We start from the raw sequence: 24,436 nt of genomic DNA, 5'->3' as shown, positions 1-24,436 counted from the left end.
TCCGCTGTCCGGCGTGATGCAGTGCCCGCCTGAGGGGGCTGCATCCGGCATGCAATGCAAACGGGGGCCCAGGCCCCCGTTTCGCTTGACTGGTTGCCTGGCTCAGTCCACCACGACGCGGGCCTGGCCCGCTTCCATGCGGCCGACGATGGCTGCATCGCCAAAGCCCTGTTCGGCAAACAGCGCAAGCACCTGGTCCGCCACATCGGGCGTGCACGATACGAGCAGGCCGCCCGAGGTCTGCGGATCGGTCAGCAGCGCGCGCTGGGCATCGGTGATGCCGGCGCCCAGCACCACCTGTGTGCCATACGAGGCCCAGTTGCGGCCCGAGGCGCCCGTAATGACGCCCTGCTCGGCAAAGCCCTGCACCGTGGGCAGCACGGGCAGGCTGCGGCTGTCGATGCGCGCCGTCAGGCCCGCGCCGCGTGCCAGTTCCAGGCCGTGGCCCAGCAGGCCGAAGCCCGTCACATCGGTCAGCGCGTGCACGCCGTCCATCTTGCCCAGCGCCGTGCCGGGGCGGTTGAGCAAGGTGGTTGCCTCCACCATGGCGCGGTAGCCGGCTTCGTCCAGCAGGTTCTTCTTGAGCGCGGCCGACAGGATGCCCACGCCCAGCGGCTTGCCCAGGATCAGCACATCGCCGGCCTTGGCGTCGGCGTTGCGTTTCATCTGGCGCGGGTTGACGATGCCGATGCCCACCAGGCCGTAGATGGGCTCGACCGAGTCGATGGAGTGGCCGCCGGCCAGCGGAATGCCGGCATCGCGGCAGACCGACTCGCCGCCTTCCAGGATCTTGGCAATGGTGTCGTGCGGCAGCACATTGATGGGCATGCCCACGATGGCCAGGGCCATCAGCGGCTGGCCGCCCATGGCGTAGATGTCGGACAGCGCATTCGTTGCGGCGATGCGGCCGAAGTCATACGGATCGTCCACGATGGGCATGAAGAAATCCGTGGTCGCCACGATGGCCTGCTCGTCGTTGATGCGGTAGACGGCGGCGTCGTCGGCGGTCTCCGTGCCCACCAGCAGGTCCGGGAAGAACTGCTTGGGCAGCGCGCTCTTGCCGATCAGCTCCGCCAGCAGGCCCGGCGCGATCTTGCAGCCGCAGCCGCCGCCATGGGACAGCGAGGTGAGTCGGGGAGCTTGGGAGGTGTCTGTGGTCATGGAGCAATCCGGCGAACGGGGGCGATCGCAGTAGTGGAAAAGAGTGCCTGCCGCCAGCGCGGCGGCGCGCCATATTATGGGCGGGCACGGCGGGCGGCCATGGTACAAGCGGGCATGTCCAAGTCTTTCGCTCATGACCGCGCATCCGTGGACTGCGATCCCGAGACGGTGGTCGGCGTGGAGCAGCGCGGCTTCAACGCCTGGCCAGCCCAGCGCACCGTGCTCTGCGGGGACTGGCTGCTGCGCGCCGCGCAGGGCCATACCAAGCGGGCCAACTCGGCCAATGCCCATCAGCCCGGCGCCCGCCTTGGCGCCTTGCTGGCGCAGATCGAAGCCTTCTACCAACGCCAGGGCCTGCCGCCCGTCTTCCGCCTCTCGCCCCTGGCCAGCCCCGAGGCCGATGCCCAGCTGGCGCAGGCCGGCTACCTGCTGGCCGATCCTTCGCTCGTGATGCGCGCAGCCTTGGCGGACATGGCGCAGCCGGCGGACGAAAAAGGCTGGACCCTCGCCATGGATGCCCGGCCCGGTGCGGCCTGGCTGCAAGGCTTTGCCGAGGCCGGCGCCGTGCCGCCCCGTCACAGGCAGGCGCATCACCACATGCTGCAGTCCATTGCCTGGCCCGCCGCCTTTGCCACGCTGCGCGTCGGGGGCGAGGTGGCCGGGTTCGGTCTGGCCGTGCTGGAGCGCGGCTGCGTGGGCCTGTATGACATCGTCATCGCACCTGCAATGCGCGGGCGGGGGCTGGGCCGTGCGCTGGTATGCGGCCTGCTGCACTGGGGACGGACGCAGGGGGCGCAATGGGCCGAGCTGCAGGTGAGGGCTCCCAACCGGGTGGCGCGCGGGCTGTATGAAAGCCTGGGCTTTCATCCGCTCTACGCCTATCACTACCGCCTGCCTGCCGCGGCGCCTTGATGTGCCGCAGCGACTAAGAAAGGATGATGACCCAGCGCGACACTCCGGGTGCTCCGAGGCGGGCGATATGTGAAAAAATGCTTCGATGCGCCGTCGTGGTGCAATGCATGGATTTCCCGTTCAAGGAGCCTTGGTTGGCTGTTCGCATAAATCGCTCACAGCGCTCGCAGCGCTCACTTCTCCCATCCCGCAGGTGGTGCATGGGTGGCAGGATCAAGGGCCTGCCGCCCGCCTGGGCCTGGGTGGCCGTGTGCCTGCTGGCGCTGCAAACGGGTTGGGTGGGGCTGGTGGGGCAGGCGCATGCCGAACCATCGGCCGACGAGCATGAGCTGGGCGTGACACGCACAGTCTTAGGCATCCTGGGCTACACGCGCTGGCCCACGGAAAGCGCGGTGCTGCGGCTGTGCGTGGTGGGCTCCACCGAATATGCCGATGATCTGCTCAATGGTGCCCCGCAGACCGTGGGCAGCCAGCGGCTGGAAGTCCGGCGCGTCGTGCTTTCCGATGCGCGCATCCTGGCCGAATGCGAAGGCATCTATGCCGGCCAGCTCGATGAAGCGGCCTGGCGCAAGCTCATGGAGCAACTGGCCGGACGGCCGCTGCTGACCATCAGCGAGCGGGGCGAGCTGTGCCGCATCGGCGCCATGTTCTGCCTGCGCCGCCGTGGCGAGGGCGCGGGCTTCGAGGTCAGCCTCGACTCCGTGGCACGCAGCGGCCTGCGCGTCAATCCCAAGGTGCTGCAGCTTGCGCGCCACAGGACGTTGCCATGAAGTTGTTCCTGTCCGGCAGCGCCTCCCTGCGCAACGTGATCCGCCGCGCGCACATGCGCATGGCGGCGGTGGCCATTGCGCTGGCGGGCGCGCTGCTGCTCATCGTCGGCGTGGCCACCCTGCGTCTTTACCTGTCCAACAACCTGCATCTGGTGGCACGTTCGCTGGCCTATACGGTCGAGGCATCGCTGGTCTTCGGTGACCGTGACGAGGCTGCCCGCGTGCTGGACCAATTGCTGCGCGGCGAAGGCGTGGCCCATGCCGAGGTTTTCGATGCCGAGCAGCGCCCGTTCGTGCAGTGGTCGGGCCATGGCGGCTCGGCGCTGTCCAGCGTGGGTGAACTGCTGGCCATAGGCATAGGCCTGCCGCGCGCCGAGGCCGATGTGCGCCAGGATGGCCGCCTGGTCGGGAGCGTGCAGCTGTCCAGCGATGGCGTGGGCCTGGTCCGCTTTCTGGGCGCAGGCTTCATCGTGCTGGTGCTGTGCGTCGGCGTGAGCGGCTATGTGGGGCTGCGCCAATCGCGCCGCATGCTGCGCGACATTGCCGAACCGCTGCAGCAGTTGGCGCGCGTGGCGCACGCCGTGCGCCATGACCGGTCCATGGACCAGCGCGTGCCGCTGGCGCGCATTGCCGAACTGCGCGAGTTGGGAGACAACTTCAATGCCCTGCTGGCCGAGCTGCAGACACGCCACGAGCGGCTGCAGCAGCAAAACTCGGCCCTGGAGCGCCAGGCTTCGCGAGACAGCCTCACGGGGCTGGCCAACCGCCTGCATTTCGAGCAGCGCCTGCAGCAGGCGCTGGACAATGCGGCCGAAACCGGGCAGAAGCTGGCCGTGCTGTTTCTGGACAACGACCGCTTCAAGCAGGTCAACGACGCGTACGGCCATGCTGTGGGCGATGTGCTGCTCAAGGCCGTAGGCGCAAGACTGCGCTCGCAGGTGCGCGAGAGCGATCTGGTCGCGCGGCTGGGCGGCGATGAGTTCGCCATCCTGCTCTATCCCGTGGGCGGGGGCGGCGATGCGCAGATGGTGCGGGACAAGATAGAGGCCGCCATGCATGAGCCTTTGGTGGTCAGCGAAGGCGTGGTGCTGCAGCCTTCGGTCAGTGCGGGCGTGGCCCTTTTTCCCAAGCATGGCCAGAGCATGGAGACGCTGATGCGCCATGCCGACCAGGCCATGTACCAGGCCAAGGCCATGCGCCAGGCCGAACGAGTCACAGGAGGATGACATGTTGAAACGACGGAGCTGGACCCGGATGTGCGGCGCAGGTGCGGCCGCTGTGCTGGCCCTTGCGCTGGCGGGCTGCAAGGCGGCGCCCGAGGCGCCGCCTACGCCGCAGGGCCTGACCGAGCAGCAGCAGCAAGTGCTGCGCAGCCAGGGCTTTGCACAGGCGGAGCAGGGCTGGGAGCTGCAGATGTCGGGCAAGCTGCTGTTCGGCTTTGACTCGGCCGAAGTCGGTGCCCAGGCGCGCACCAAGGTGCTGGAACTGGGGCGGGCGCTCAAGGGCGTGGGCATAGAGCGGCTGCGCGTGGAAGGCCATACGGACGATCGCGGCAGCGATGCCTACAACATGCGCCTGTCGCTGCGCCGCGCCGAAGCCGTGGCCGATGTGCTGGCCGAAGCCGGCCTGGCGCGCCAGGATATCGAGGTCAAGGGCCTGGGCCGCGCCATGCCCGTGGTGCCCAGCGATGCGGCGGAGAACCGCCGCGTGGCCATCGTCGTGCCCTTGCAATAGCCGTAACCTGGCTGGGATCAGAGTCGGGGGATTGGCGGAAAGCAGCAGGAGTCGAACCTACCCAGGAGCGGCTGACGCCCCTGACCGGGTTTGAAGCCCGGGCGCACCACCGGGTGCGTATGCTTTCCTTCTGGATTGAAGCTCCCCCTGAGCGGCTTACGCCGCTTCCCCCCGTTGCACGGCGCCTCTCTACCCGCTTCGCGGGGGAGGGGGACGACACCCTTGCTGCGGGGCGGCCCTTGCTCGGTGTCTCTCGCCCTGGGCCGCGCCGGTTGCTGGCGCCGTGGCGAAGCAAAGCTGGCCATTGTAGCGGCCCCTTGCCTCAAATTCTTGCTGTGGCGCCAGTGGTCCACTGCACATCGGGGCGCAGCAGGTGGGCGTCGCGCAGGCGGCGGGTGTAGCCGATGCGGTCGAAGAATTCGAGGATCTGGATGGCGCGCTTGCGGCCCAGGCCTGTGGCATCGCGAAAGGCGTGGGCCTGGATTTCGCCGTTGGGGGTGGCGGCGGCCAGTTCGCGCACCAGGGCGGCGAGTTCATCCGTGCGGGCGGCGGAGTAGAACAGGTCCTTGGTCACCTGAAACAGCAGTCCCTGGCGCGCGAGCTTGCGCAGCAGCTGGCGCACGGTTTCCTCGCCGATGGCGTTGTCGCGTGCCAGGTCGCGCACCCAGGGCGGGTCGTAGCGGCCGGCTTCGATGGCCGGCAGCAGTTTCTGGGCGATCTGTGTTTCGCTGTCCGACAGCTGCACGCTGTGGCCGGGCAGGTGCAGCCAGGCGCCGCTGGCGGCCAGGCTGCCATCCTGCAGCAGCGTTTGCAGCAGGCCTTTCCACAGCGCGTCATGTCCTGCATGGACCAGGCCGGACAGTGCCATGCGGCGCAGGCGTGCCGCGTTCACGCCGGGCTCGTCGGGGTTTTTTTCGTGAAAGCGCGCCATGCTGTCCAGCACCTGGCCGCGCAGCTGCGTCCAGCGTGCGTCACCCAGCAACAGCGTGTCGCCCTCGGCCAGTGGAAGTCGGTGCAGCCGGTGCCCGCCGTTGTCCGTGGCCACGGATGCGCGGCCTGTCAGGCGCATGAGCTGCGACGTGGCAATGCCGTGCGCCGCGCCTTGCACCAGCGCGCTGGCGTCCCCGGTGGCAATCAGCGATTCCAGCGCCTGCAGATAGGCCGTGCGCTCGGGGCTGCGGCGCTTGCGTGCGGGAGCAAAGGGGTCGATGACGCTGCCGCCCGCAATCGTGCGGCTGGCCTGGGCATTGCGCACGATGAGCCGGTCGCCGGGTTGGGCATGTACGGGCATGTCCAGCACCAGTTGGACGATGGCCTGCTCGCCGGGACCCAGCGGCTGGTCCTGCAGCAGGGCCACGTGGGCCGTGCAGCGCGCCGTACCGATGTGCACATGCACAGGCGTCCATTGGGCCAGTGATGGCGCATCGGCCAGCAGTTGCAGGCGCACGTCGATCCGGTCGCTGGCCTGCAGCAGCCGTGTGTCGGCGATCCAGTCGCCGCGCGTGATGGCTTCCTTGGCAATGCCCGACAGGTTGAGCGCGCAGCGCTGTCCGGCCAGGCCCTGTTCGCTGGCCTGGTTTTGGGCATGCAGGCTGCGCACGCGCACCTCGGTGCCCGAGGCCGAGTGCACCAGCGTGTCGCCGACTTTCACCTGCCCGCCGAACACGGTGCCTGTGACCACGGTGCCCTGGCCCGGCAGCGTGAAGCTGCGGTCCACGGCCAGGCGGAACAGTCCGTCGCTGGCCCGCGCGGGAATGGACTGGGCACGCGCCATGAGGTGCTCGCGCAGCTGCGCCACGCCCGCGTCACCGGGCTGGGCGGCGGCGGTGGGAAAGACCGGGGCGCCGGCCAGCGCCGTGGGCGCCAGCAGGGACTCGATCTCGGCACGCACCTGCTGCAGGCGCTCGGGCGTGGCGCGGTCGGCCTTGGTCAGGGCCACGGTGCCTTCGCGCACGCCCAGCAGCTGCAGGATGTCCAGGTGCTCGCGCGTCTGCGGCATGACGCCGTCGTCGGCCGCCACCACCAGCAGGGCGTGGTCTATGCCCACGGCGCCTGCGGCCATGGTGTGCACGAATTTTTCGTGGCCGGGCACGTCGATGATGCCCAGTACCTCGCCATTGGGCAGCGGCGTGTAGGCATAGCCCAGCTCGATGGAGATGCCGCGCGCCTTCTCTTCCTTGAGGCGGTCGGTGTCCACGCCCGTGAGCGCGCGCACCAGGGTGGTCTTGCCGTGGTCGATGTGGCCGGCGGTGCCGATGATCATGCGTTCGTCCTCAGGCGATGTGCAGCAGCGGCAGCTGTTCGGTGAAGGCCGGCTCGTCGGCTGCCTCCAGGCAGCGCAGGTCCAGCCACAGCGCGTCGTCATGCAGCCGGCCGATGACGGGGCGGGGCAGGCCGCGCAGGCCCGCTTCAAGCCGGGTGAGCTGGCGGCCGGCCTGGCGACCGTCGGCCGGATGCAGTCGCAGGCCCCAGCTGGGCAGGTTCTCCACGGGCAGGGCGCCGCTGCCGATCTGGCTGTTCATCTCGGCGGTTTCCACCACATAGCGGCTGCCCAGCGCCTGCTGCACCAGCGGCTGCAGCGCCTGCGCGCGGGCCTGCATGTCGGCCTGGGGGCGCGTGAACAGGCGCAGCGTGGTCAGGCGCTCGGCCAGCTTTTCTGGGTGCAGGTACAGGCGCAGCGTGGGCTCCAGCGCGGCCAGGGTGAGCTTGCTCACGCGCAGCGCGCGCTTGAGCGGGTGTTTCTTGATGCGGGCGATCAGGTCCTTGCGGCCCACGATCAGGCCGGCCTGCGGACCGCCCAGCAGCTTGTCGCCACTGAAGGTGACGATGTCGGCGCCCGACTCGATGGTCTCGCGCACCGTGACCTCGTAGGGCAGGCCCCATTCGCGCAGATCGACCAGGGTGCCGCTGCCCAGGTCCACCACCATCTGCAGGCCGTGCGCGTGGGCAATGGATGCCACCTCCGCGTCGCTCACGGCCTTGGTGAAGCCGGTGATGGCGTAGTTGCTGCAATGCACCTTCATGAGCAGGCCGGTGTGTTCGCCGACAGCGCCTTCGTAGTCGCGCGCATGGGTGCGGTTGGTGGTGCCCACCTCGACCAGGGTGGCGCCCGCGCGCGTCATCACGTCGGGGATGCGGAAGGCCCCGCCGATCTCCACCAGCTCGCCGCGCGAGACGATGACCTCGCGCCCGGCCGCCAGCGTGGCCAGGGTCAGCAGCACGGCGGCGGCGTTGTTGTTGACCACGGTGCAGGCCTCGGCGCCCGTGAGTTCGCAGACCAGGGATTCGATCAGGTCGTCGCGGTCGCCACGGCCGCCGTCCTCCAGGTCGTACTCCAGGTTGGCCGGCGCCGTCATGGCGGCCACCACGGCGTCCACGGCCTCCTGCGGCAGCAGGGCGCGGCCCAGGTTGGTGTGCAGCACCGTGCCCGTGAGGTTGAAGACCGTGCGCAGACGGGGTGCAAAGCGCCGCGCCAGGCGCAGGCCGGCCGCCTGGATCACCTCAGTGATGCCGGGCGCGCCTGCATCGGGCTCGCCGGACCGCAGCCGCTCCTGCGCATCGGCCCGCATCTGTGCCAGTGTCTCGCGCACGGCCTGGGTGCAGGCATCGAGGCCGTGGCGCTCGCGCAGCGCGAGCATGTCGGCGCTCAGCAGCACCTTGTCCACGGCAGGCAGGCGCAGCGCGGACGGGGTGGAGGAAGCGGCAGAGGTGGCGGCGGTATCGGTCATGGTGTGCGAAAGGGTCAGGCAGCAGGCGTGGCGGGGTCGATCAGCGCGTCGCCGGCCTCGTCCTGCTCCTCGGCAAAGGCCACGTAGAGCAGGGGATTGGCGCTGGCGCGCTGAAAGCGCGTCTCCTCGCCCATCAGCAGGTCCAGCATCAGCGAGGCCAGGTCGTCGGCCAGGGGCTCGGCCATCGGGTCCTTTTCCTGGTTGACCACCTTGCGGTAGCTGCCGCATTCCTCGCAGGTCTCGGCCAGCACGGTATCGCCGGCGCCATCGATGCCCTGGTACTCGACGCCCTTGGTCGACTCGCAGTGGGAGCACTTGACGCGCACCATGTGCCACTCCGTGCAGCAGGTGCCGCAGTGCAGGTAGCGATGGCCTGCGGCCTTGCCGCCAATGCGCAACACGCTGGCCACGGGCTCGCTGGCGCAGACGGGACAGATCGAGGCGGGATCGGTATAGGGCACGTCGCGTGCGTTCAGGCCGCTGGCGCGCGTGGCAAACACCACCTGCAGCGCAGCCATCACAAAGGGCGCCATGCCCACGTGGCGGGCCGCCACTTCCTTTTGCAGCAGCCGCTGCGCGATCTCGTCACGCCCGGCCGTGTCCAGCGCGCGCAGCTCCTGCAGCAGCGGCTGCAGCGGCGCAGGCAGGCCGTCGGCGCCCGACAGGGCATCGAGCATGCGGTCCAGCACGCCATGCCAGGCGGCATCGATATGGTCGGCGGCAGGCAGCAGCGGCATGGAATGCTCCTGCGCCCGCGCGATCAGCGCCGCATCGGGCTCGGCCAGCGTCAGCTGCCCGGCCGCCTTGGCCTGCGCGTCCACGATCTGCGCCACAAACCGCAGGTAGTCGGCAATCGGATTGCCCTCGGCCAGCTGCCGCAGCCGCGCCGCCCGCTCGACGAACAGCCCCGGCAACTGCGGCAGCAGCACGCGCGGAAAACTGGTGTGGTCCAGCGACTCGATATCGCCGGGTTGAAGAATGCGTTGCATTGGAATGAATCCCAAAAAAACAGCCGCCCGGATCGCTGGGCGGCTGGGTGCTCAGGCTGATGCCTAGTATGACGCCATGTCTGTGAAAACTGGCGCGGCCCAAGGCGAGGGGCACCGAGGAAGGGCCGTCCCGCACCGAGGGTGCCGTCCCCCTCCCTCGCGCAGCGAGTAGAGAGGGGGAAGCGGCGTAAGCCGCTCAGGGGGTGTCAGTCATTATCACCGGTCATCTTGCGATACCACCCCCGGTGGTGCTGCTTGGCCCAGGCCCGTGTCACCGTGCCGTACAGCATGGCGCGGATGGTGCCCCGGGTCCAGATGGCCGCGTACACGTGCATGATGATCAGGCCGATCATCCACACGCCCGCGATGGCGTGCACCACCGAGGCGGCGCGCACCACGTTGACGGGCAGCGTCCACCAGGCGCGCCACATGAGCGCGCCGGTCACGGTGATCGCCAGCATGCCGATGACCAGGCCCCAGAACAGCAGCTTCTGGCCGCCGTTGTACTTGCCCTGCTCGGGCATGTCGTGGTCGTCGCCGTCGATCATCTTGTTGACGTTCTTGAGCCACTTGATGTCGCGCGGCTCGACCACGTTCAGGCGCCAGAAGCGCAGCGCCATGATGATGAAGAACAGCGCCATCACCACCCCGATGTAGGGGTGCAGGATGCGTGTCCACGGCCCGCCGCCGAACAGCTGCGTGAGCGGGAAGAAGGCCGGGTGGAAGAACGCCAGGCCCGACAGCGCCAGCAGGATGAAGCAGATGCCGACCACCCAGTGGTTGGCACGCTCCGATGCGTTGTAGCGCACCAGGTCACGTGGGTTGCGTTTCATCGGCGGGCCTCCTTTTCAGCGGCTTCCTGGTCCTTGCGGTCCATTTCGTCTTCCAGTTCCTTGGACACGTCGTTCGGGCCCTTGGTGATGTAGTGGAACAGGCTGCCGACGGCAGCTGCGCCCAGCGCGGCCATGGCCAGCGGCTTGGCCACACCCTTCCACAGGGACACCATGGGGCTGATCTTCGGGTCGTCGGGCAGGCCCTTGTACAGCGAAGGCTTGTCCGCGTGATGCAGCACGTACATCACATGGGTGCCGCCCACGCCCTGCGGGTCATACAGGCCCGCCTCGGCATAGCCGCGCCGCTTGAGGTCGCCGATGCGGTGCTCGGCCTGGTCCTTCATCGCCTCCTTGGTGCCAAACATGATGGCGCCGGTGGGGCAGGTCTTGACACAGGCAGGCTCCCGGCCGACGGCCACGCGGTCCGAGCACAGCGTGCACTTGTAGGCTTTGTGGTCCTTCTTGGAGATGCGCGGGATGTTGAACGGGCAGCCCGTGACGCAGTAGCCGCAGCCCACGCATTGGTCCTGCTGGAAGTCCACGATGCCGTTGCTGTACTGCACGATGGCGCCCGGCGAGGGGCAGGCCTTCAGGCAGCCCGGGTCCTCGCAGTGCATGCAGCCGTCCTTGCGGATCAGCCACTCCAGGTTGCCGGTCGCTTCGTTCTCGTACTCGGTAAAGCGCATGACGGTCCACGACTGATCCGTCAGATCGGTCGGGTTGTCATAGACGCCGGCCGCGCAGGTGCCGATTTCGTCGCGCAGGTCGTTCCACTCCATGCAGGCGGTCTGGCAGGCCTTGCACCCGATGCACTTGGAGACATCGATGAGCTTGGCCACCTCGCCGCTGTGCGTTTCGCGCGCACTGGGGGCAGGCGTCGTCGTGGCCGAGCGACGCTTGATATCGAGAGACATGGTTGATGACATCAGCTGCTCCTTAAACCTTTTCCACCTTCACGAGGAAGGTCTTGGATTCCGGGGTAAGGCTGTTGCCATCGCCCACCGATGCCGTCAGGTTGTTGGCCATGTAGCCCTTGCGGCCCGTCGACGAGAAGCCCCAGTGAATGGGCACGCCCACGTGGTGGATGGTCTTGCCATCGATCTTCATGGGCTTGATGCGCTTGGTCACCACGGCGGCCGCCTTGACGAAGCCGCGCTTGGAGCTGACCTTCACATGCTGGCCCGTCTCGATGCCCAGTTCCTTGGCCAGCGCCTCGCCGATTTCCACGAACTGCTCGGGCTGAACGATGTTGTTCAACTGAACGTGCTTGGTCCAATAGTGGAAGTGCTCGGTCAGGCGGTACGTCGTGCCCACATGCGGGAACTCGCTGGGCGAGCCTGCCGAATCCTTGGCGGAGTCGAAGATGCGGGCGGCCGGGTTGATGACAGCCAGCTTGTTGTCGGGATACATGGGGTTGTATCCCAGCGGGTTGTCGAAGGCCTCGTAGTGGGTGGGGAACGGTCCCTCGTTCATGCCCTTGCGGGCGAAGAAGCGCGCCACGCCCTCGGGGTTCATGATGAACGGATCGGTGGTCTCAGGCGGCATGGTCGGACCCATGTCGGGCACGTCGGCGCCGCCCCAGGCCTTGCCGTTCCAGCGGATCAGCGTGCGCTGGGGATTGAACGGCTGGCCGTTGCGGTCGCACGAGGCACGGTTGTAGAGCACGCGGCGGTTGGCCGGCCAGGCCCAGGCCCAGTTCAGCGTATTGCCTATGCCCGTAGGGTCGCTGTTGTCGCGTCGGGCCATCTGGTTGCCGGACGAGGTCCAGCAGCCAGCCCAGATCCAGCAGCCGCCCATCGTCGTGCCGTCGTCGCGCATCTCGCCGAAGCCGGCGAGCTGCTCGCCGGCCTTGCGGATGAGCTTGGTCGGGTCCTTGGGGTCGAACAGGTCCACCAGCGCGCGGCCGTTGTACTCCTTGGCGATCTCTTCCGAAGTCGGATGATCGGCATAGGCATACGGCCACCACAGCTTGGTGATCGGCTCGGGGAACTTGCCGCCGTCCTTCTCATAGGCCTGCTTCAGGCGCAGGTGCAGGGCCGACATGATGGCGATGTCGGTCTTGGCTTCGCCCGGGGGCTCGGCCGCCTTCCAGTGCCACTGCAGCACGCGCGAGGAACTGACGACGGCGCCGTCCTCCTCGGCAAAGCAGGTCGTGGGCAGGCGGAACACCTCGGTCTGGATGGATGCCGAATCCACGTCGTTGAACTCGCCGTGGTTCTTCCAGAACTCCGACGTTTCGGTGACCAGCGGGTCCATGATCACCAGGAACTTCAGCTTCTTGAGGCCTTCGCGCACATTGTTGCTGTTCGCAAGAGCCGCCAGCGGGTTGAAGCCCTGGGCGATGTAGCCGTTGATCTTGCCCTGCGCCATCATGTCGAACACCTGCAGCATGTCGTACTGCTTGTCCAGCTTGGGCAGGTAGTTGAAGGCCCAGTTGTTCTCGGCCGTGGCCGCCGGTCCCCACCAGGCCTTCATCAGGCTCACGTGGAACTTGGGCGTGTTCGACCAGTAGTTCATCTGGCCCGGGCGCATGGCCTTGGGCGTGCGCGCGTCGATGTACTTCTGGTAGTCCTGCTCGCCTTCGTTGGGCAGCGTCAGATAGCCTGGCAGCGAAGCCGACAGAATCCCCAGGTCCGTCAGGCCCTGGATGTTGGAGTGCCCGCGCAGCGCATTCATGCCGCCGCCGGCCACGCCGATGTTGCCCAGCAGAAGCTGCACCATGGCGCCCGTGCGCAGGATCTGCGCACCCGTGGTGTGCTGTGTCCAGCCCAGTGCGTACAGGATGGTTGCGGCGCGGCCCGGCACTGCCGTCGAGGCCAGCTTCTCGCACACATGCAGGAATTTTTCCTTGGGCGTGCCGCAGGCGCTCTCCACCTTCTCGGGCGTATAGCTGGCGTAGTGGCGCTTGAGCCATTGGTACACGCAGCGCGGATGCTGCAGGCTGGCGTCCACCTTCACGTAGCCGTCGGCGTCGAGTTCATAGTCCCAGCTGGACTTGTCGTACTTGCGGGTCTGTGGGTCGTAGCCCGAGAAGATGCCCTCGTCGAACGCAAACTCCTCCTTCACGATGTACGAGAAGTCGGTGTAGTTCCTCACGTACTCGTGATGGATCTTGTCGTTCGTCAGCAGATAGTTGATCACGCCACCCAGGAACACGATGTCCGAGCCCGACCGGATGGGGGCGTAGAAATCGGCCACGGAGGCGGAGCGGTTGAAGCGCGGATCGACCACCATGAAGTGCGCACCGTTGTGCTCCTTCGCTTCGGTCACCCACTTGAAACCGCAGGGATGTGCTTCAGCGGCATTGCCGCCCATGATCAGGATAACGTCCGCGTTCTTGATGTCGACCCAATGGTTCGTCATCGCTCCACGGCCAAACGTCGGGGCAAGACCTGCCACCGTCGGGCCGTGTCAGACACGTGCTTGGTTATCGAGTGCGAGCAGGCCCCAGGAGCGGGCCACCTTGTGTGTGACGTAGCCGGCTTCGTTGCTGGAGGCCGAGGCGGCCAGCATGCCGGTGGTCAGCCAGCGGTTCACCGTCTGGCCCTTGTCGTTTTGCTCGACGAAGTTCGCGTCGCGGTCGTCCTTGAGCAGCTTGGTGATGCGGGTCAGCGCCTCATCCCAGGACATGCGCTTCCACTCGGTGGAGCCGGGCGCGCGGTACTCGGGATACTTCAGGCGGTGCGGGCTGTGGACGAAGTCCAGCAGCGATGCGCCCTTGGGGCACAGCGTTCCGCGATTGACGGGGTGGTCGGGATCTCCCTCGACGTGGATCACCGACAGCTTGGCGTTCTTGACGCCATCGCTCAGCGAATACATCAGGATGCCGCAGCCTACCGAACAGTAGGTGCAGGTCTGGCGGGTGACCGTGGTGGCGGCCAGCTTGAACTGGCGCACTTCAGCCAGGGCGGCCGTGGGCGAGAAGCCCATCAACGCCAGGCTGGATCCGGCCAGAGTCGAACCAGTCACTTTCATGAACTGGCGTCTGGAGAATTGGACCATGTGGGGTACCTTCTAATAGAAATTGACGCTTGTAAGCAAATTCTACGAGTGCACCCCGAAAACAATCCGGGAAATAACCCTTAATCCCGAGTCGGCCTGTGTGGCATTCATGCGCGGCCTCCCCGCTGCACCTTGCTGCGCGGGGCTTGCCGGCCCGGTGTCCGGCTGATTCATCAGTTGAATTGATTATCTGGTTTGAAGGCTTCGGATATTTTGTTTTATATCAATCCGGTATTCATTGGCTGGCTGAATAGCATCGATCAATACAGTCTATTGGGTGAATGCGAACCATTTGCGTCGATTGAATTGCCGAATGGGGTTTTTGGCCTCCCCCGGGAGCGGAGGCCGGGGTGGATCAGCGTGCCGGCGGGCCTGGATCGCGCGGGGCATGCTTGAGGCCCAGATCATCCGACGTCTGATATTCAGCATGCGCCAAACCCGTCTTGTTCACCGATGGGTTCACCGTTTGGGCCATTTGGCGGCGCCTTTCCTCATCCTGCAGCTGCATGCGCGTGAACATGTCCCAGATTGCCATGAACAGCGCCGCGATCACGGGTCCTATCACAAAACCCGTCAGTCCGAAGAGAGCCATGCCGCCCAGTGTCGAGATCAGCACGATGTAGTCGGGCATCTTGGTGTCCTTGCCCACCAGCAGCGGGCGCAGCACGTTGTCCACCAGTCCGATCACCAGCACGCCGTAGGCGATCAGGATCAGGCCCTTGCCCATGTCACCGGTGGCCAGGAAGTAGATGGCCACCGGTGCCCAGATCAGGCCGGCGCCCACAGCGGGCAGCAGCGACAGGAACGCCATCACCACGCCCCACAGCACGGGCCCCTGGATGCCCAGAATCCAGAAGATCAGCCCGCCCAGCGCGCCCTGGGCGGCCGCCACGGCCAGGTTGCCCTTGACGGTGGCGCGGATCACGGTGGTGAACTTGCTCGACAGCTCGGCCTTGTGATCGGACTGCAGCGGGATGGCCATGCGGATGCGCTGTGTCAGGTCGCGTCCGTCACGCAGCAGGAAGAACAGCAGGTACAGCATCACGCAGAAGCCGACCAGAAACCCGAAGGTGTTCTGGCCTATGCCCAGCGCCTTGGTGGCGGCCAGCTTGGAGGCCTGCATGGCGATGCTGGACAGCTTGTCCTGCAGCTCGGCCAGCGAACCCAGGTGCAACCGCTCCAGCCAGGGTGTGACCCAGGAGGGCAGGGCGTCCATGATCTGTTGCACATAGGTGCCTGCATCCAGGTTGCCGCTGTTGACGCGCTCATAGATCAACGAGGCCTCGCGCACCAGCGAGGCGCCGATCAGCGCCAGCGGCAGGATGGCCACCACCAGGCACAGCAGCAGGGTGGACAGGGCGGCGAGATTGGTGCGCCGTGGCATGCGCGCCAGCAGGCGCCGGTGCAGCGGCGAAAACAGGATGGCCAGGGCGACGCCCCAGAAGATGGCCCCCATGAACTCCCAGAGCACGGCACCGAAGCCTATGGTTGCCGCAATCAGCAGCAGCATGAAAGTGCGTTTGTGTAGGGGCAGCAGGTTCATCTGGCGGTCCGTTCGGAAGATGCGCCAATGTACGCGACTGCGGGAACTCCCGGAGAGTTCAGGTAATCACTTGGTAACTGCCCTGCTGCGATGTTTGAACGGTGGCACAATGGCGGTCGCAACCAGGCCCTTCCCCAGCCACAGTCGCATCCGCCAATCGGTACAGCCGTGTCGCGGAAGGTTCCACAAACCAGCTAATGCCTCCCTCAGGGAGGCTGAGGTCAGCGCAATATGAGCGATCAGACGTCGGTCTACCAAGCCTACCAAGGCAATACCTACCTCTTCGGCGGCAATGCCCCCTACGTCGAAGAAATGTACGAAAACTACCTGGCCAATCCCGGTAGCGTGCCGGATTCCTGGCGCGAGTACTTTGATGCACTGCAACATGTGCCCGCAGTCGATGGCACCGACGCCAAGGACGTTCCGCACCAGCCCGTCATCAACGCTTTCGCCGAGCGCGCCAAGCAAGGCGGCACCAAGGTGGTCGTGGCCTCCGGCGCCGACTCCGAGCTGGGCCGCAAGCGCACCGCCGTCCAGCAACTGATCGCCGCCTACCGCAATGTCGGCGCACGCTGGGCCGATCTGGACCCCCTCAAGCGCACCGAGCGCCCCGAAATTCCCGAGCTGGAGCCGTCGTTCTACGGCTTCACCGATGCCGACCAGGAAACGGTGTTCAACACGAGCAACACCTTCTTCGGCAAGGAAAGCATGTCCCTGCGCGAGCTGATGAACGCTCTGCGCGAAACCTACTGCGGCACCATCGGCTCCGAGTACATGTATGCCACGGACCAGACGCAAAAGCGCTGGTGGCAGCAAAAGCTGGAAACCAGCCGTACCAAGCCCAGCTTTGATGCCAGCCGGAAAAAGCGCATCCTCGACCGCCTGACGGCTGCCGAAGGCCTGGAACGCTACCTGCACACCAAGTACGTCGGCCAAAAGCGCTTCTCGCTGGAAGGTGGCGAGAGCTTCATCGTCGCCATGGACGAGCTGATCAACGCTGCCGGCCAGAAGGGCGTGCAGGAAGTCGTGATCGGCATGGCCCACCGCGGCCGCCTGAACGTGCTGGTCAACACCCTGGGCAAGATGCCCAAGGACCTGTTCGCCGAGTTCGACCACACTGCCCCCGAGGACCTGCCCGCCGGTGACGTGAAGTACCACCAGGGCTTCAGCTCCGACGTGTCCACCGCAGGCGGCCCCGTCCACCTGTCGCTGGCCTTCAACCCCTCGCACCTGGAAATCGTCAACCCCGTGGTCGAAGGTTCGGTGCGCTCGCGCATGGACCGCCGCGACGACCCGCACGGCAAGCAGGTGCTGCCCGTGCTGGTGCACGGCGATGCAGCCTTCGCCGGCCAGGGCGTGAACCAGGAAACCCTGGCGCTGGCCCAGACCCGTGGCTACACCACGGGCGGCACGGTGCACATCATCATCAACAACCAGATCGGCTTCACCACCTCCGATCCGCGCGACACCCGCTCCACGCTGTACTGCACCGACATCGTCAAGATGATCGAGTCGCCCGTGCTGCACGTCAACGGCGATGATCCGGAAGCCGTGGCGCTGGCCGTGCAGCTGGCCCTGGAGTTCCGCATGGAATTCTCCAAGGACGTGGTCGTGGACATCGTCTGCTTCCGCAAGCTGGGCCACAACGAGCAGGACACCCCCGCGCTGACCCAGCCGCTGATGTACAAGAAGATCGGCGCCCACCCTGGCACGCGCAAGCTGTACGCCGACAAGCTGGCCGCACAGGGCCTGGGCGAATCGCTGGGCGACGACATGGCCAAGGCCTACCGCGCCGCCATGGACGAAGGCCGCCACACCGTGGACCCGGTGCTGACCAACTTCAAGAGCAAGTACGCCGTGGACTGGAGCCCGTTCCTGGGCAAGACCTGGACGGACGCCGGCGACACCGCCATCCCGCTGACGGAATGGAAGCGCCTGGCCGAACGCATCACCACCATCCCCGAGACCGTGACGCCGCACGCGCTGGTCAAGAAGGTCTATGACGACCGCGCAGCCATGGGCCGCGGCGAAGTCAACGTGGACTGGGGCATGGGCGAGCACATGGCCTTCGCATCGCTGGTCGCATCGGGCTACCCCGTGCGCCTGTCGGGCGAGGACTGCGGCCGCGGCACCTTCACGCACCGCCACTCGGTCATCCATGACCAAAAGCGCGAGAAGTGGAGCGAAGGCACCTACATCCCGCTGCAGAACGTGGCCGACAGCCAGGCTCCGTTCACCGTCATCGACTCCATCCTGTCCGAAGAAGCCGTGCTGGGCTTCGAGTACGGCTATGCGTCGAACGACCCCAACACCCTGGTGATCTGGGAAGCCCAGTTCGGCGACTTCGCCAATGGCGCCCAGGTCGTGATCGACCAGTTCATCGCCTCCGGTGAAGTCAAGTGGGGCCGCATCAACGGCCTGACGCTGATGCTGCCGCACGGCTACGAAGGCCAGGGCCCCGAGCACAGCTCGGCCCGCCTGGAGCGCTTCATGCAGCTGGCCGCCGACGCCAACATGCAGATCGTGCAGCCGACCACGGCCAGCCAGATCTTCCACGTGCTGCGCCGCCAGATGGTGCGCCCGCTGCGCAAGCCGCTGGTCATCATGACCCCCAAGTCGCTGCTGCGCAACAAGGACGCCACCTCGCCGCTGTCCGAGTTCACCAGCGGCGGTTTCCAGACCGTGATCCCCGAGCAGGACGAAGCCGTCGTGAAGAACGCGGCCAAGGTCAAGCGCGTGATCGCATGCTCCGGCAAGGTCTACTACGACCTGGTCAAGAAGCGCACCGAGAAGGAAAGCAAGGACGTCGCCATCATCCGCGTCGAGCAGCTGTACCCCTTCCCGCACAAGGCTTTCGCCGCTGAACTGAAGAAGTTCGGCAACGCCACCGACATCGTCTGGTGCCAGGACGAGCCGCAGAATCAGGGCGCCTGGTTCTTCGTGCAGCACTACATCCACGAGAACATGCTCGATGGCCAGAAGCTGGGCTACTCCGGCCGCGCTGCCTCGGCATCGCCCGCCGTGGGTTACGCCCACCTGCACCAGGAGCAGCAAAAGGCCCTGGTGGAAGGCGCGTTCTCCAAGCTCAAGGGTTTTGTCCTGAACAAGTAAGGCAGCCCCCACCCGCTACGTATCAGTACAGAACACTTTTGGAAAGAATCACAAATGGCTATCGTTGAAGTCAAAGTTCCCCAGCTGTCCGAGTCCATCGCTGAGGCCACCATGCTGACCTGGAAGAAGAAGGCCGGCGAAGCGGTTGCAGTCGATGAGATCCTCATCGAGATCGAAACCGACAAGGTCGTGCTCGAAGTGCCCGCGCCCGCCGCTGGCGTGCTGGCCGAGATCGTGCAAGGTGACGGCGCCACCGTGGTGGCCGAGCAACTGATCGCCAAGATCGACACCGAAGGCGTGGCCGGTGTGGCCGCTGCCGCTCCTGCAGCCGCCCCCGCCGCTGCAGCCGCTCCCGCTGCAGCGCCCGCAGCCGCGGCCGCCACCGGTGGCAGCAAGGGTGATGTCGCCATGCCCGCCGCTGCCAAGCTGCTGGCCGAAAACAACCTGTCGGCCGCCGGCGTGGCTGGCTCCGGCAAGGATGGCCGCGTGACCAAGGGTGACGCGCTGGCCGCCATCAAGGGCGGCGTGCAGTCCACCGCTGCCGTCATTCCCACCGGCGTGCCCACCAAGGCGCTGCCCCAGGTGTCGGCTCCGTCCGCCAAGGAAGACCTCAGCGGCCGTCCCGAGCAGCGCGTGCCCATGAGCCGCCTGCGTGCCCGCGTGGCCGAGCGTCTGCTGCAGTCGCAGTCCACCAACGCCATCCTGACCACGTTCAATGAAGTGAACATGGCCCCGGTGATGGATCTGCGCAAGAAGTTCCAGGACGCCTTCACCAAGGAACACGGCACCAAGCTGGGCTTCATGTCCTTCTTCGTCAAGGCGGCCGTGCACGCCCTGAAGAAGTACCCGGTGCTCAACGCATCCGTGGACGGCAACGACATCGTCTACCACGGCTACTTCGACATCGGTATCGCCGTGGGTTCGCCCCGTGGCCTGGTGGTGCCCATCCTGCGCAATGCAGACCAGATGAGCTTCGCCGACATCGAAAAGAAGATTGCCGAATTCGGCAAGAAGGCTGCCGAAGGCAAGCTGGGCATTGAAGAAATGACCGGCGGCACCTTCTCCATCTCCAATGGCGGCACCTTCGGCTCGATGATGTCCACCCCCATCATCAACCCGCCCCAGTCGGCCATCCTGGGCGTGCACGCCACCAAGGACCGTGCCATGGTCGAGAACGGCCAGGTCGTGGTGCGCCCGATGAACTATCTGGCCATGTCCTATGACCACCGCATCATCGACGGCCGCGAAGCCGTGCTGGGCCTGGTGGCCATGAAGGACGCGCTGGAAGATCCTTCGCGCCTGCTGTTCGACCTGTAATTCCACAGGGTTCGACACGACGAAAACCCACCCTTGGCCGCGCGCCCTGCGGTGGGTTTTTTCATGCATCACAGACAAGAGATTCCTGAAATGAGCAAGCAATTCGACGTCATCGTCATCGGCGCGGGCCCTGGCGGCTACATCGCCGCCATCCGTGCCGCGCAACTGGGCTTCAACGTGGCCTGTATCGACGAGTGGAAGAACGCCGCCGGCGGCGCCGCTCCGGGCGGCACCTGCACCAACGTGGGCTGCATTCCCTCCAAGGCCCTGCTGCAGTCGTCCGAGCACTTCGAGCACGCCAATCTGCACTTTGCCGACCATGGCATCTCCACCGGCAAGGTCGAGATGGACGTGGCCAAGATGATCGCCCGCAAGGATGCGGTCGTGAAGCAGAACAACGACGGCATCCTGTACCTGTTCAAGAAGAACAAGGTCACGTTCTTCCACGGCCGTGGCTCCTTCGTCAAGGCCGTCGAAGGCGGCTACGAGATCAAGGTCGCCGGCAAGGAAGAGGAAGTGCTGACGGGCAAGCAGATCGTGGTGGCCACCGGCTCCAACGCCCGCGCTCTGCCCGGCGTGCCCTTCGATGAAGAGAACATCCTGTCCAACGACGGCGCCCTGCGCCTGGGCAAGGCCCCCAAGAAGCTGGCCCTGATCGGCGCCGGCGTGATCGGCCTGGAAATGGGCTCGGTCTGGCGCCGTCTTGGCACCGAAGTCATCGTGCTCGAAGGCATGGACAAGTTCCTGCCCGCCGTGGACGAGCAGATCGCCAAGGAAGCCAAGAAGGCCTTCGACAAGCAGGGCCTGAAGATCGAGCTGGGCGTGAAGATCGGCGAAGTCAAGTCCGGCAAGAAGGGCGTGTCCATCGCCTACACCAACGCCAAGGGTGAAGCCCAGGCGCTGGAGGCTGACAAGCTCATCATCTCCATTGGCCGCACGGCCAACACCGCCGGCCTCAATGCCGAGGCGGTGGGCCTGGCCCTGGACGAGCGCGGCTGCATCGTGGTCGATGACGACTGCAAGACCAGCCTGCCCGGCGTCTGGGCCGTGGGCGACGTTGTGCGCGGCCCGATGCTGGCGCACAAGGCCGAGGAAGAGGCCGTGGCCGTGGCCGAGCGCATCGCCGGCCAGCATGGCCATGTGAACTTCGGCACCATTCCCTGGGTGATCTACACCAGCCCCGAAATCGCCTGGGTGGGCCGCACCGAGCAGCAGCTGAAGGAGCAGGGCGTCAAATACAAGGCCGGCAGCTTCCCCTTCCTGGCCAACGGCCGTGCGCGCGCCCTGGGCGACACCACCGGCATGGTCAAGTTCCTGGCCGATGCCGAGACCGACGAAATCCTGGGCGTGCACATGGTCGGCCCCATGGTCTCGGAGCTGATCTCCGAAGCTGTGGTTGCCATGGAGTTCAAGGCATCGAGCGAAGACATCGCCCGCATCTGCCATGCCCACCCCTCGCTGTCCGAAGCCACCAAGGAGGCTGCCCTGGCAGTCGACAAGCGTACTCTGAACTTCTGAGTGCCAGGCTAGCCATCTAGCCAATCCGAGACCTGAAAGCGCTTGCTCTGCAAGCGCTTTCAGCTTCTGAATACATAGCAAATGGTTGATGCTGCATGAGCGTTTCAGTGCGAGAGGCCTACGAGGCCGAACTGGTAGCCAAGGGCTTTCACAGTGATCCTGCGCAACTGCGCGCCGTCGAGGCGCTGCAGCGCTGTGCCGACGACTGGACGGTCTACCGCCAGCGCCGCTCCAACGCCTTCAAGAAGCTCATCAACCATCCCGAGATCCCCCGTGGCGTCTACATGTACGGCGGGGTGGGGCGCGGCAAGAGCTTTCTCATGGATTGCTTCTTCAATGCCGTGCCGCTCAGGCGCAAGGTGCGCCTGCATTTCCATGAATTCATGCGCGAGGTCCACCGTGAACTCGCCGTGCTGCAGGGCACCCAGAACCCGCTGGACGTGCTGGGTGCGCGCATCTCCAAGAAGTACAAGCTGATCTGCTTCGATGAATTCCACGTGGCCGACATCACGGACGCGATGATCCTGCACCGGCTGCTGGTGTCGCTGTTCGCCAACGGCGTGGGCTTTGTCACCACCTCCAACTTCAAGCCCGACGAGCTGTACCCGGGCGGCCTGCACCGCGACCGCATCCTGCCGGCCATCGACCTGCTCAACGAACGCATGGAAGTCGTCAACGTGGATAACGGCACGGACTACCGCCGCCGCACGCTGGAAAACGCCAGGCTCTACCACACGCCGCTGGGTGCCGAGGCCGATGCGGCCATGACCGAGACCTTCGACAAGCTGGCCGAGGTCAAGGACGAGGACCCGGTGCTGCACATCGAGGCGCGCGAGATCCGTGCGCGCCGCCGCGCCGGCGGCGTGGTCTGGTTCGACTTCCGCGAGCTGTGCGGTGGCCCGCGCTCGCAGAACGACTACCTGGAGATCGCAAGCCAGTTCCACACCGTGCTGCTGTCCGACGTGCCCTATATGCCGGTCAACATGGCGTCGCCCGCGCGGCGCTTCACCTGGCTGGTGGACGTGCTGTACGACCGCAGGGTCAAGCTGGTCATCTCGGCCGCCGTGCCGCCCGAGCAGCTTTACACTGAGGGCCCGCTGGCCCATGAGTTCCCCCGTACCGTCTCGCGCCTGAACGAGATGCAGTCCAAGGAATTCCTGGCGCTGGAGCGCCGCGTGGTGGATACCAGCCTGACCTGAGGCAGGTGGCCGCGCCTGGCGTCGTTTGCCGGACCTGTACATGCTGAAACTGCCCACCTCTGCTTTTGCCTCTGTGAAGAAACTGCCCGTTCCTTTGGGCGCCGCGCTGGCCTGCCTGGCCTTGGCGGGCCCGGCCGTGGCGGCCGATGCCGCGCGGGAGCCTGGCCAGGCGGCCAGGCAGGCCCAGGCCGAACGCAAGGCTGCCCGTGCCGACATCGCAGCCCAGCGCGCCGTCATCGAGCGCCGGCGCACGGCCCTGGAGTCCGAGTGCTACCAGCGCTTTGCCGTGGAAGACTGCCTCAAGCAGGCGCGCGAAGAGGCCCGTGAGCAGGATCGTCCGCTGCGCGAACGCGAGCTTCAGATCAACGACGAGGAGCGCAAGGAGCGCGCCGCCCAGCGCCTTGAGGATATCGAGGCCAAGAAGGCGCAGAAGGCCGCCTCGTCCATGCAAGCCAAGGAGCGGCCACCGGCCGCCCAGCGCGACACCCAGGCCATCAGGGCCCAGCGTGCCCAGGACGCACAGCAGCGCGCAGCCCAGCAGGCCAGCCACCAGCGTGATCGCCAGGCGCAGATCGAGCAGCGCCAGTCTGCGCAGGAGCAGGAGCGGCGAGCTGCCGCCCGCGCCCAGTTCGAGGCCAAGCAAAAAGAGGCTGCCGAGCGCAAGGCCCGCGCCGCCGATGCCGCCCGTGATCGCGGCCCGCAGGCAGCGCCACTGCCTGCGCCTCCCGCGCCTGCGGCGCCCTGAGTCCGGGTGGTCAGGCCGTCACCGGCTCCAGTGCCTCGAGCTTGAGCACCACCAGCGACAGGTTGTCACCACCGCCCTGGGCGCGCACGCGTGCCTTGTCGATCAGGAATTCCGTGGCCTCGCGCGGCGTGAGCGCGTTGAGCACGGTGCCCAGTTCCTCGGCCGTGTAGTAGTGCCAGACGCCATCGCTGCAGGCCATGAGGGTGGTGCCCGGATACACGCGCTCGATCACATGGTGGCTCATGGGCGGTTCGGCCTCGGTGCCCAGGCAGCCCAGCAGGATGTTGGACTTGGGGTGCACATGGGCCTCGAATTCGGTGAGCTCTCCCCGGTCCACCAGCGACTGCACATAGGAATGGTCCTTGGTGCGGTGGACCATGGTCGCGTCCTGGTAGTGGTAGATGCGCGAATCGCCCGAATGCACCCAGTGGCAGCGGCCCTGGGGCAGCAGGACGAAGGCGGCGATGGTGCTGTGCGGCTCCTGCTCGGCCGAAATGGCGGTCAGACGGATCACCGTGTGCGACTCGCGCACGATGCTCTCCAGCAGCGCTGTGCAGTCCTCCTTGCCCGGCTCGAAGCGCTCGAACAGCTGGCGCGCCGTGAGCATGACCTGGTCGGAGGCCTTGCGCCCGCCGCTGCGCCCGCCCATGCCGTCGGCCAGAACGCCCAGCAGGCAGCCGTGGACATACGGGTGGGCCATGAGCATCACCTGGTCTTGCTGGTATTGCCTGTCACCGCGATGGATGCCTGTGGCGGCTTGGAGTCGGTACGCTGGCTGCATGGTCTCTGGTTTGGTGGGCTCTTGGGGCGGTGGATGGGCACACCAGTGGCATGGCGCATATTATCGGAGCGCTGCCCCCGGTGCCGGCTCGCC

18 protein-coding genes and 1 tRNA gene are annotated in these 24,436 nt (G+C 66.3%); 9 read left to right on the top strand and 10 right to left on the bottom strand.

Annotation, left to right across the window (positions count from 1 at the left end):
• Positions 1-102: 102 nt before the first annotated feature.
• The gene (gene selD, locus AAN986_RS15345) at positions 103-1,161 is read right to left on the bottom strand and encodes a selenide, water dikinase SelD (protein ID WP_016446845.1); all 1,059 of its coding nucleotides are present in this window, start codon (positions 1,159-1,161) and stop codon (positions 103-105) included.
• Between the two features lie 99 nt (positions 1,162-1,260).
• Between selD and AAN986_RS15340 the strand changes: the two genes are divergently transcribed.
• The 4 genes from AAN986_RS15340 to AAN986_RS15325 all read left to right on the top strand — a co-directional run bounded on the left by AAN986_RS15340 (position 1,261) and on the right by AAN986_RS15325 (position 4,577).
• Positions 1,261-2,073 carry a GNAT family N-acetyltransferase gene (locus AAN986_RS15340; RefSeq protein WP_047218171.1) on the top strand — a complete coding sequence of 271 codons (813 nt, stop codon included), beginning with the start codon at positions 1,261-1,263 and terminating at the stop codon, positions 2,071-2,073.
• Between the two features lie 200 nt (positions 2,074-2,273).
• Positions 2,274-2,843 carry a YfiR family protein gene (locus AAN986_RS15335; protein ID WP_016446847.1) on the top strand — a complete coding sequence of 190 codons (570 nt, stop codon included), beginning with the start codon at positions 2,274-2,276 and terminating at the stop codon, positions 2,841-2,843.
• Positions 2,840-4,069: a diguanylate cyclase gene (locus AAN986_RS15330; RefSeq protein WP_016446848.1), complete on the top strand. Its 1,230-nt coding sequence runs from the start codon at positions 2,840-2,842 to the stop codon at positions 4,067-4,069. The genes AAN986_RS15335 and AAN986_RS15330 overlap by 4 nt, the downstream gene beginning before the upstream one ends.
• 1 nt (position 4,070) lies before the next feature.
• Positions 4,071-4,577: an OmpA family protein gene (locus AAN986_RS15325; protein ID WP_016446849.1), complete on the top strand. Its 507-nt coding sequence runs from the start codon at positions 4,071-4,073 to the stop codon at positions 4,575-4,577.
• Between the two features lie 32 nt (positions 4,578-4,609).
• Here AAN986_RS15325 and AAN986_RS15320 read toward each other — a convergent pair.
• From AAN986_RS15320 to AAN986_RS15285, 8 genes are all read right to left on the bottom strand, one after another.
• Positions 4,610-4,705 (bottom strand) — tRNA-Sec (locus AAN986_RS15320).
• 194 nt (positions 4,706-4,899) lie between these two features.
• Positions 4,900-6,840 carry a selenocysteine-specific translation elongation factor gene (gene selB, locus AAN986_RS15315; protein ID WP_046985513.1) on the bottom strand — a complete coding sequence of 647 codons (1,941 nt, stop codon included), beginning with the start codon at positions 6,838-6,840 and terminating at the stop codon, positions 4,900-4,902.
• A 10-nt stretch (positions 6,841-6,850) separates the two neighbouring features.
• Positions 6,851-8,305: an L-seryl-tRNA(Sec) selenium transferase gene (selA, locus tag AAN986_RS15310; RefSeq protein ID WP_047218169.1), complete on the bottom strand. Its 1,455-nt coding sequence runs from the start codon at positions 8,303-8,305 to the stop codon at positions 6,851-6,853.
• Between the two features lie 14 nt (positions 8,306-8,319).
• Positions 8,320-9,294, bottom strand: coding sequence for a formate dehydrogenase accessory protein FdhE (fdhE, locus tag AAN986_RS15305; protein WP_016446852.1), 975 nt, complete (start codon positions 9,292-9,294; stop codon positions 8,320-8,322).
• A 206-nt stretch (positions 9,295-9,500) separates the two neighbouring features.
• Positions 9,501-10,127, bottom strand: a complete 627-nt coding sequence (locus AAN986_RS15300; protein ID WP_349335345.1) for a formate dehydrogenase subunit gamma — start codon at positions 10,125-10,127, stop codon at positions 9,501-9,503.
• On the bottom strand, positions 10,124-11,053 hold the full coding sequence (gene fdxH, locus AAN986_RS15295) for a formate dehydrogenase subunit beta (protein WP_012205325.1): 930 nt from the start codon (positions 11,051-11,053) through the stop codon (positions 10,124-10,126). The genes AAN986_RS15300 and fdxH overlap by 4 nt, the downstream gene beginning before the upstream one ends.
• Positions 11,054-11,063: 10 nt before the next feature.
• Complete coding sequence (gene fdnG, locus AAN986_RS15290) at positions 11,064-14,129, bottom strand: formate dehydrogenase-N subunit alpha (protein ID WP_156179807.1); 3,066 nt, start codon at positions 14,127-14,129, stop codon at positions 11,064-11,066.
• Between the two features lie 355 nt (positions 14,130-14,484).
• Positions 14,485-15,672, bottom strand: a complete 1,188-nt coding sequence (locus tag AAN986_RS15285; RefSeq protein ID WP_016446855.1) for an AI-2E family transporter — start codon at positions 15,670-15,672, stop codon at positions 14,485-14,487.
• Positions 15,673-15,903: 231 nt separating this feature from the next.
• Here AAN986_RS15285 and AAN986_RS15280 point away from each other — a divergent pair, with 231 nt between their 5' ends.
• From AAN986_RS15280 to AAN986_RS15260, 5 genes are all read left to right on the top strand, one after another.
• On the top strand, positions 15,904-18,783 hold the full coding sequence (locus AAN986_RS15280; RefSeq protein ID WP_016446856.1) for a 2-oxoglutarate dehydrogenase E1 component: 2,880 nt from the start codon (positions 15,904-15,906) through the stop codon (positions 18,781-18,783).
• 54 nt (positions 18,784-18,837) lie between these two features.
• A complete protein-coding gene (gene odhB / locus AAN986_RS15275) occupies positions 18,838-20,100 on the top strand; it encodes a 2-oxoglutarate dehydrogenase complex dihydrolipoyllysine-residue succinyltransferase (protein ID WP_016454845.1) in 1,263 nt (420 codons plus the stop codon).
• A 90-nt stretch (positions 20,101-20,190) separates the two neighbouring features.
• A complete protein-coding gene (gene lpdA, locus AAN986_RS15270) occupies positions 20,191-21,618 on the top strand; it encodes a dihydrolipoyl dehydrogenase (RefSeq protein ID WP_017404783.1) in 1,428 nt (475 codons plus the stop codon).
• 95 nt (positions 21,619-21,713) lie between these two features.
• Complete coding sequence (gene zapE / locus AAN986_RS15265; protein WP_016446859.1) at positions 21,714-22,817, top strand: cell division protein ZapE; 1,104 nt, start codon at positions 21,714-21,716, stop codon at positions 22,815-22,817.
• Between the two features lie 40 nt (positions 22,818-22,857).
• The gene (locus AAN986_RS15260) at positions 22,858-23,562 is read left to right on the top strand and encodes a hypothetical protein (RefSeq protein WP_047218182.1); all 705 of its coding nucleotides are present in this window, start codon (positions 22,858-22,860) and stop codon (positions 23,560-23,562) included.
• 10 nt (positions 23,563-23,572) lie between these two features.
• On the opposite strand, the gene AAN986_RS15255 is transcribed toward AAN986_RS15260, so the two are convergent.
• A complete protein-coding gene (locus AAN986_RS15255; protein ID WP_047218167.1) occupies positions 23,573-24,343 on the bottom strand; it encodes a protein phosphatase 2C domain-containing protein in 771 nt (256 codons plus the stop codon).
• Positions 24,344-24,436 lie beyond the last annotated feature (93 nt).

It is taken from the genome of Delftia sp. DS1230, assembly GCF_040112715.1.
Taxonomy (GTDB): Bacteria; Pseudomonadota; Gammaproteobacteria; order Burkholderiales; family Burkholderiaceae_C; genus Comamonas; species Comamonas tsuruhatensis.
Note: the sequence above shows the minus strand (reverse complement) of the source record. Positions and strands in the feature narration are given on the sequence as shown.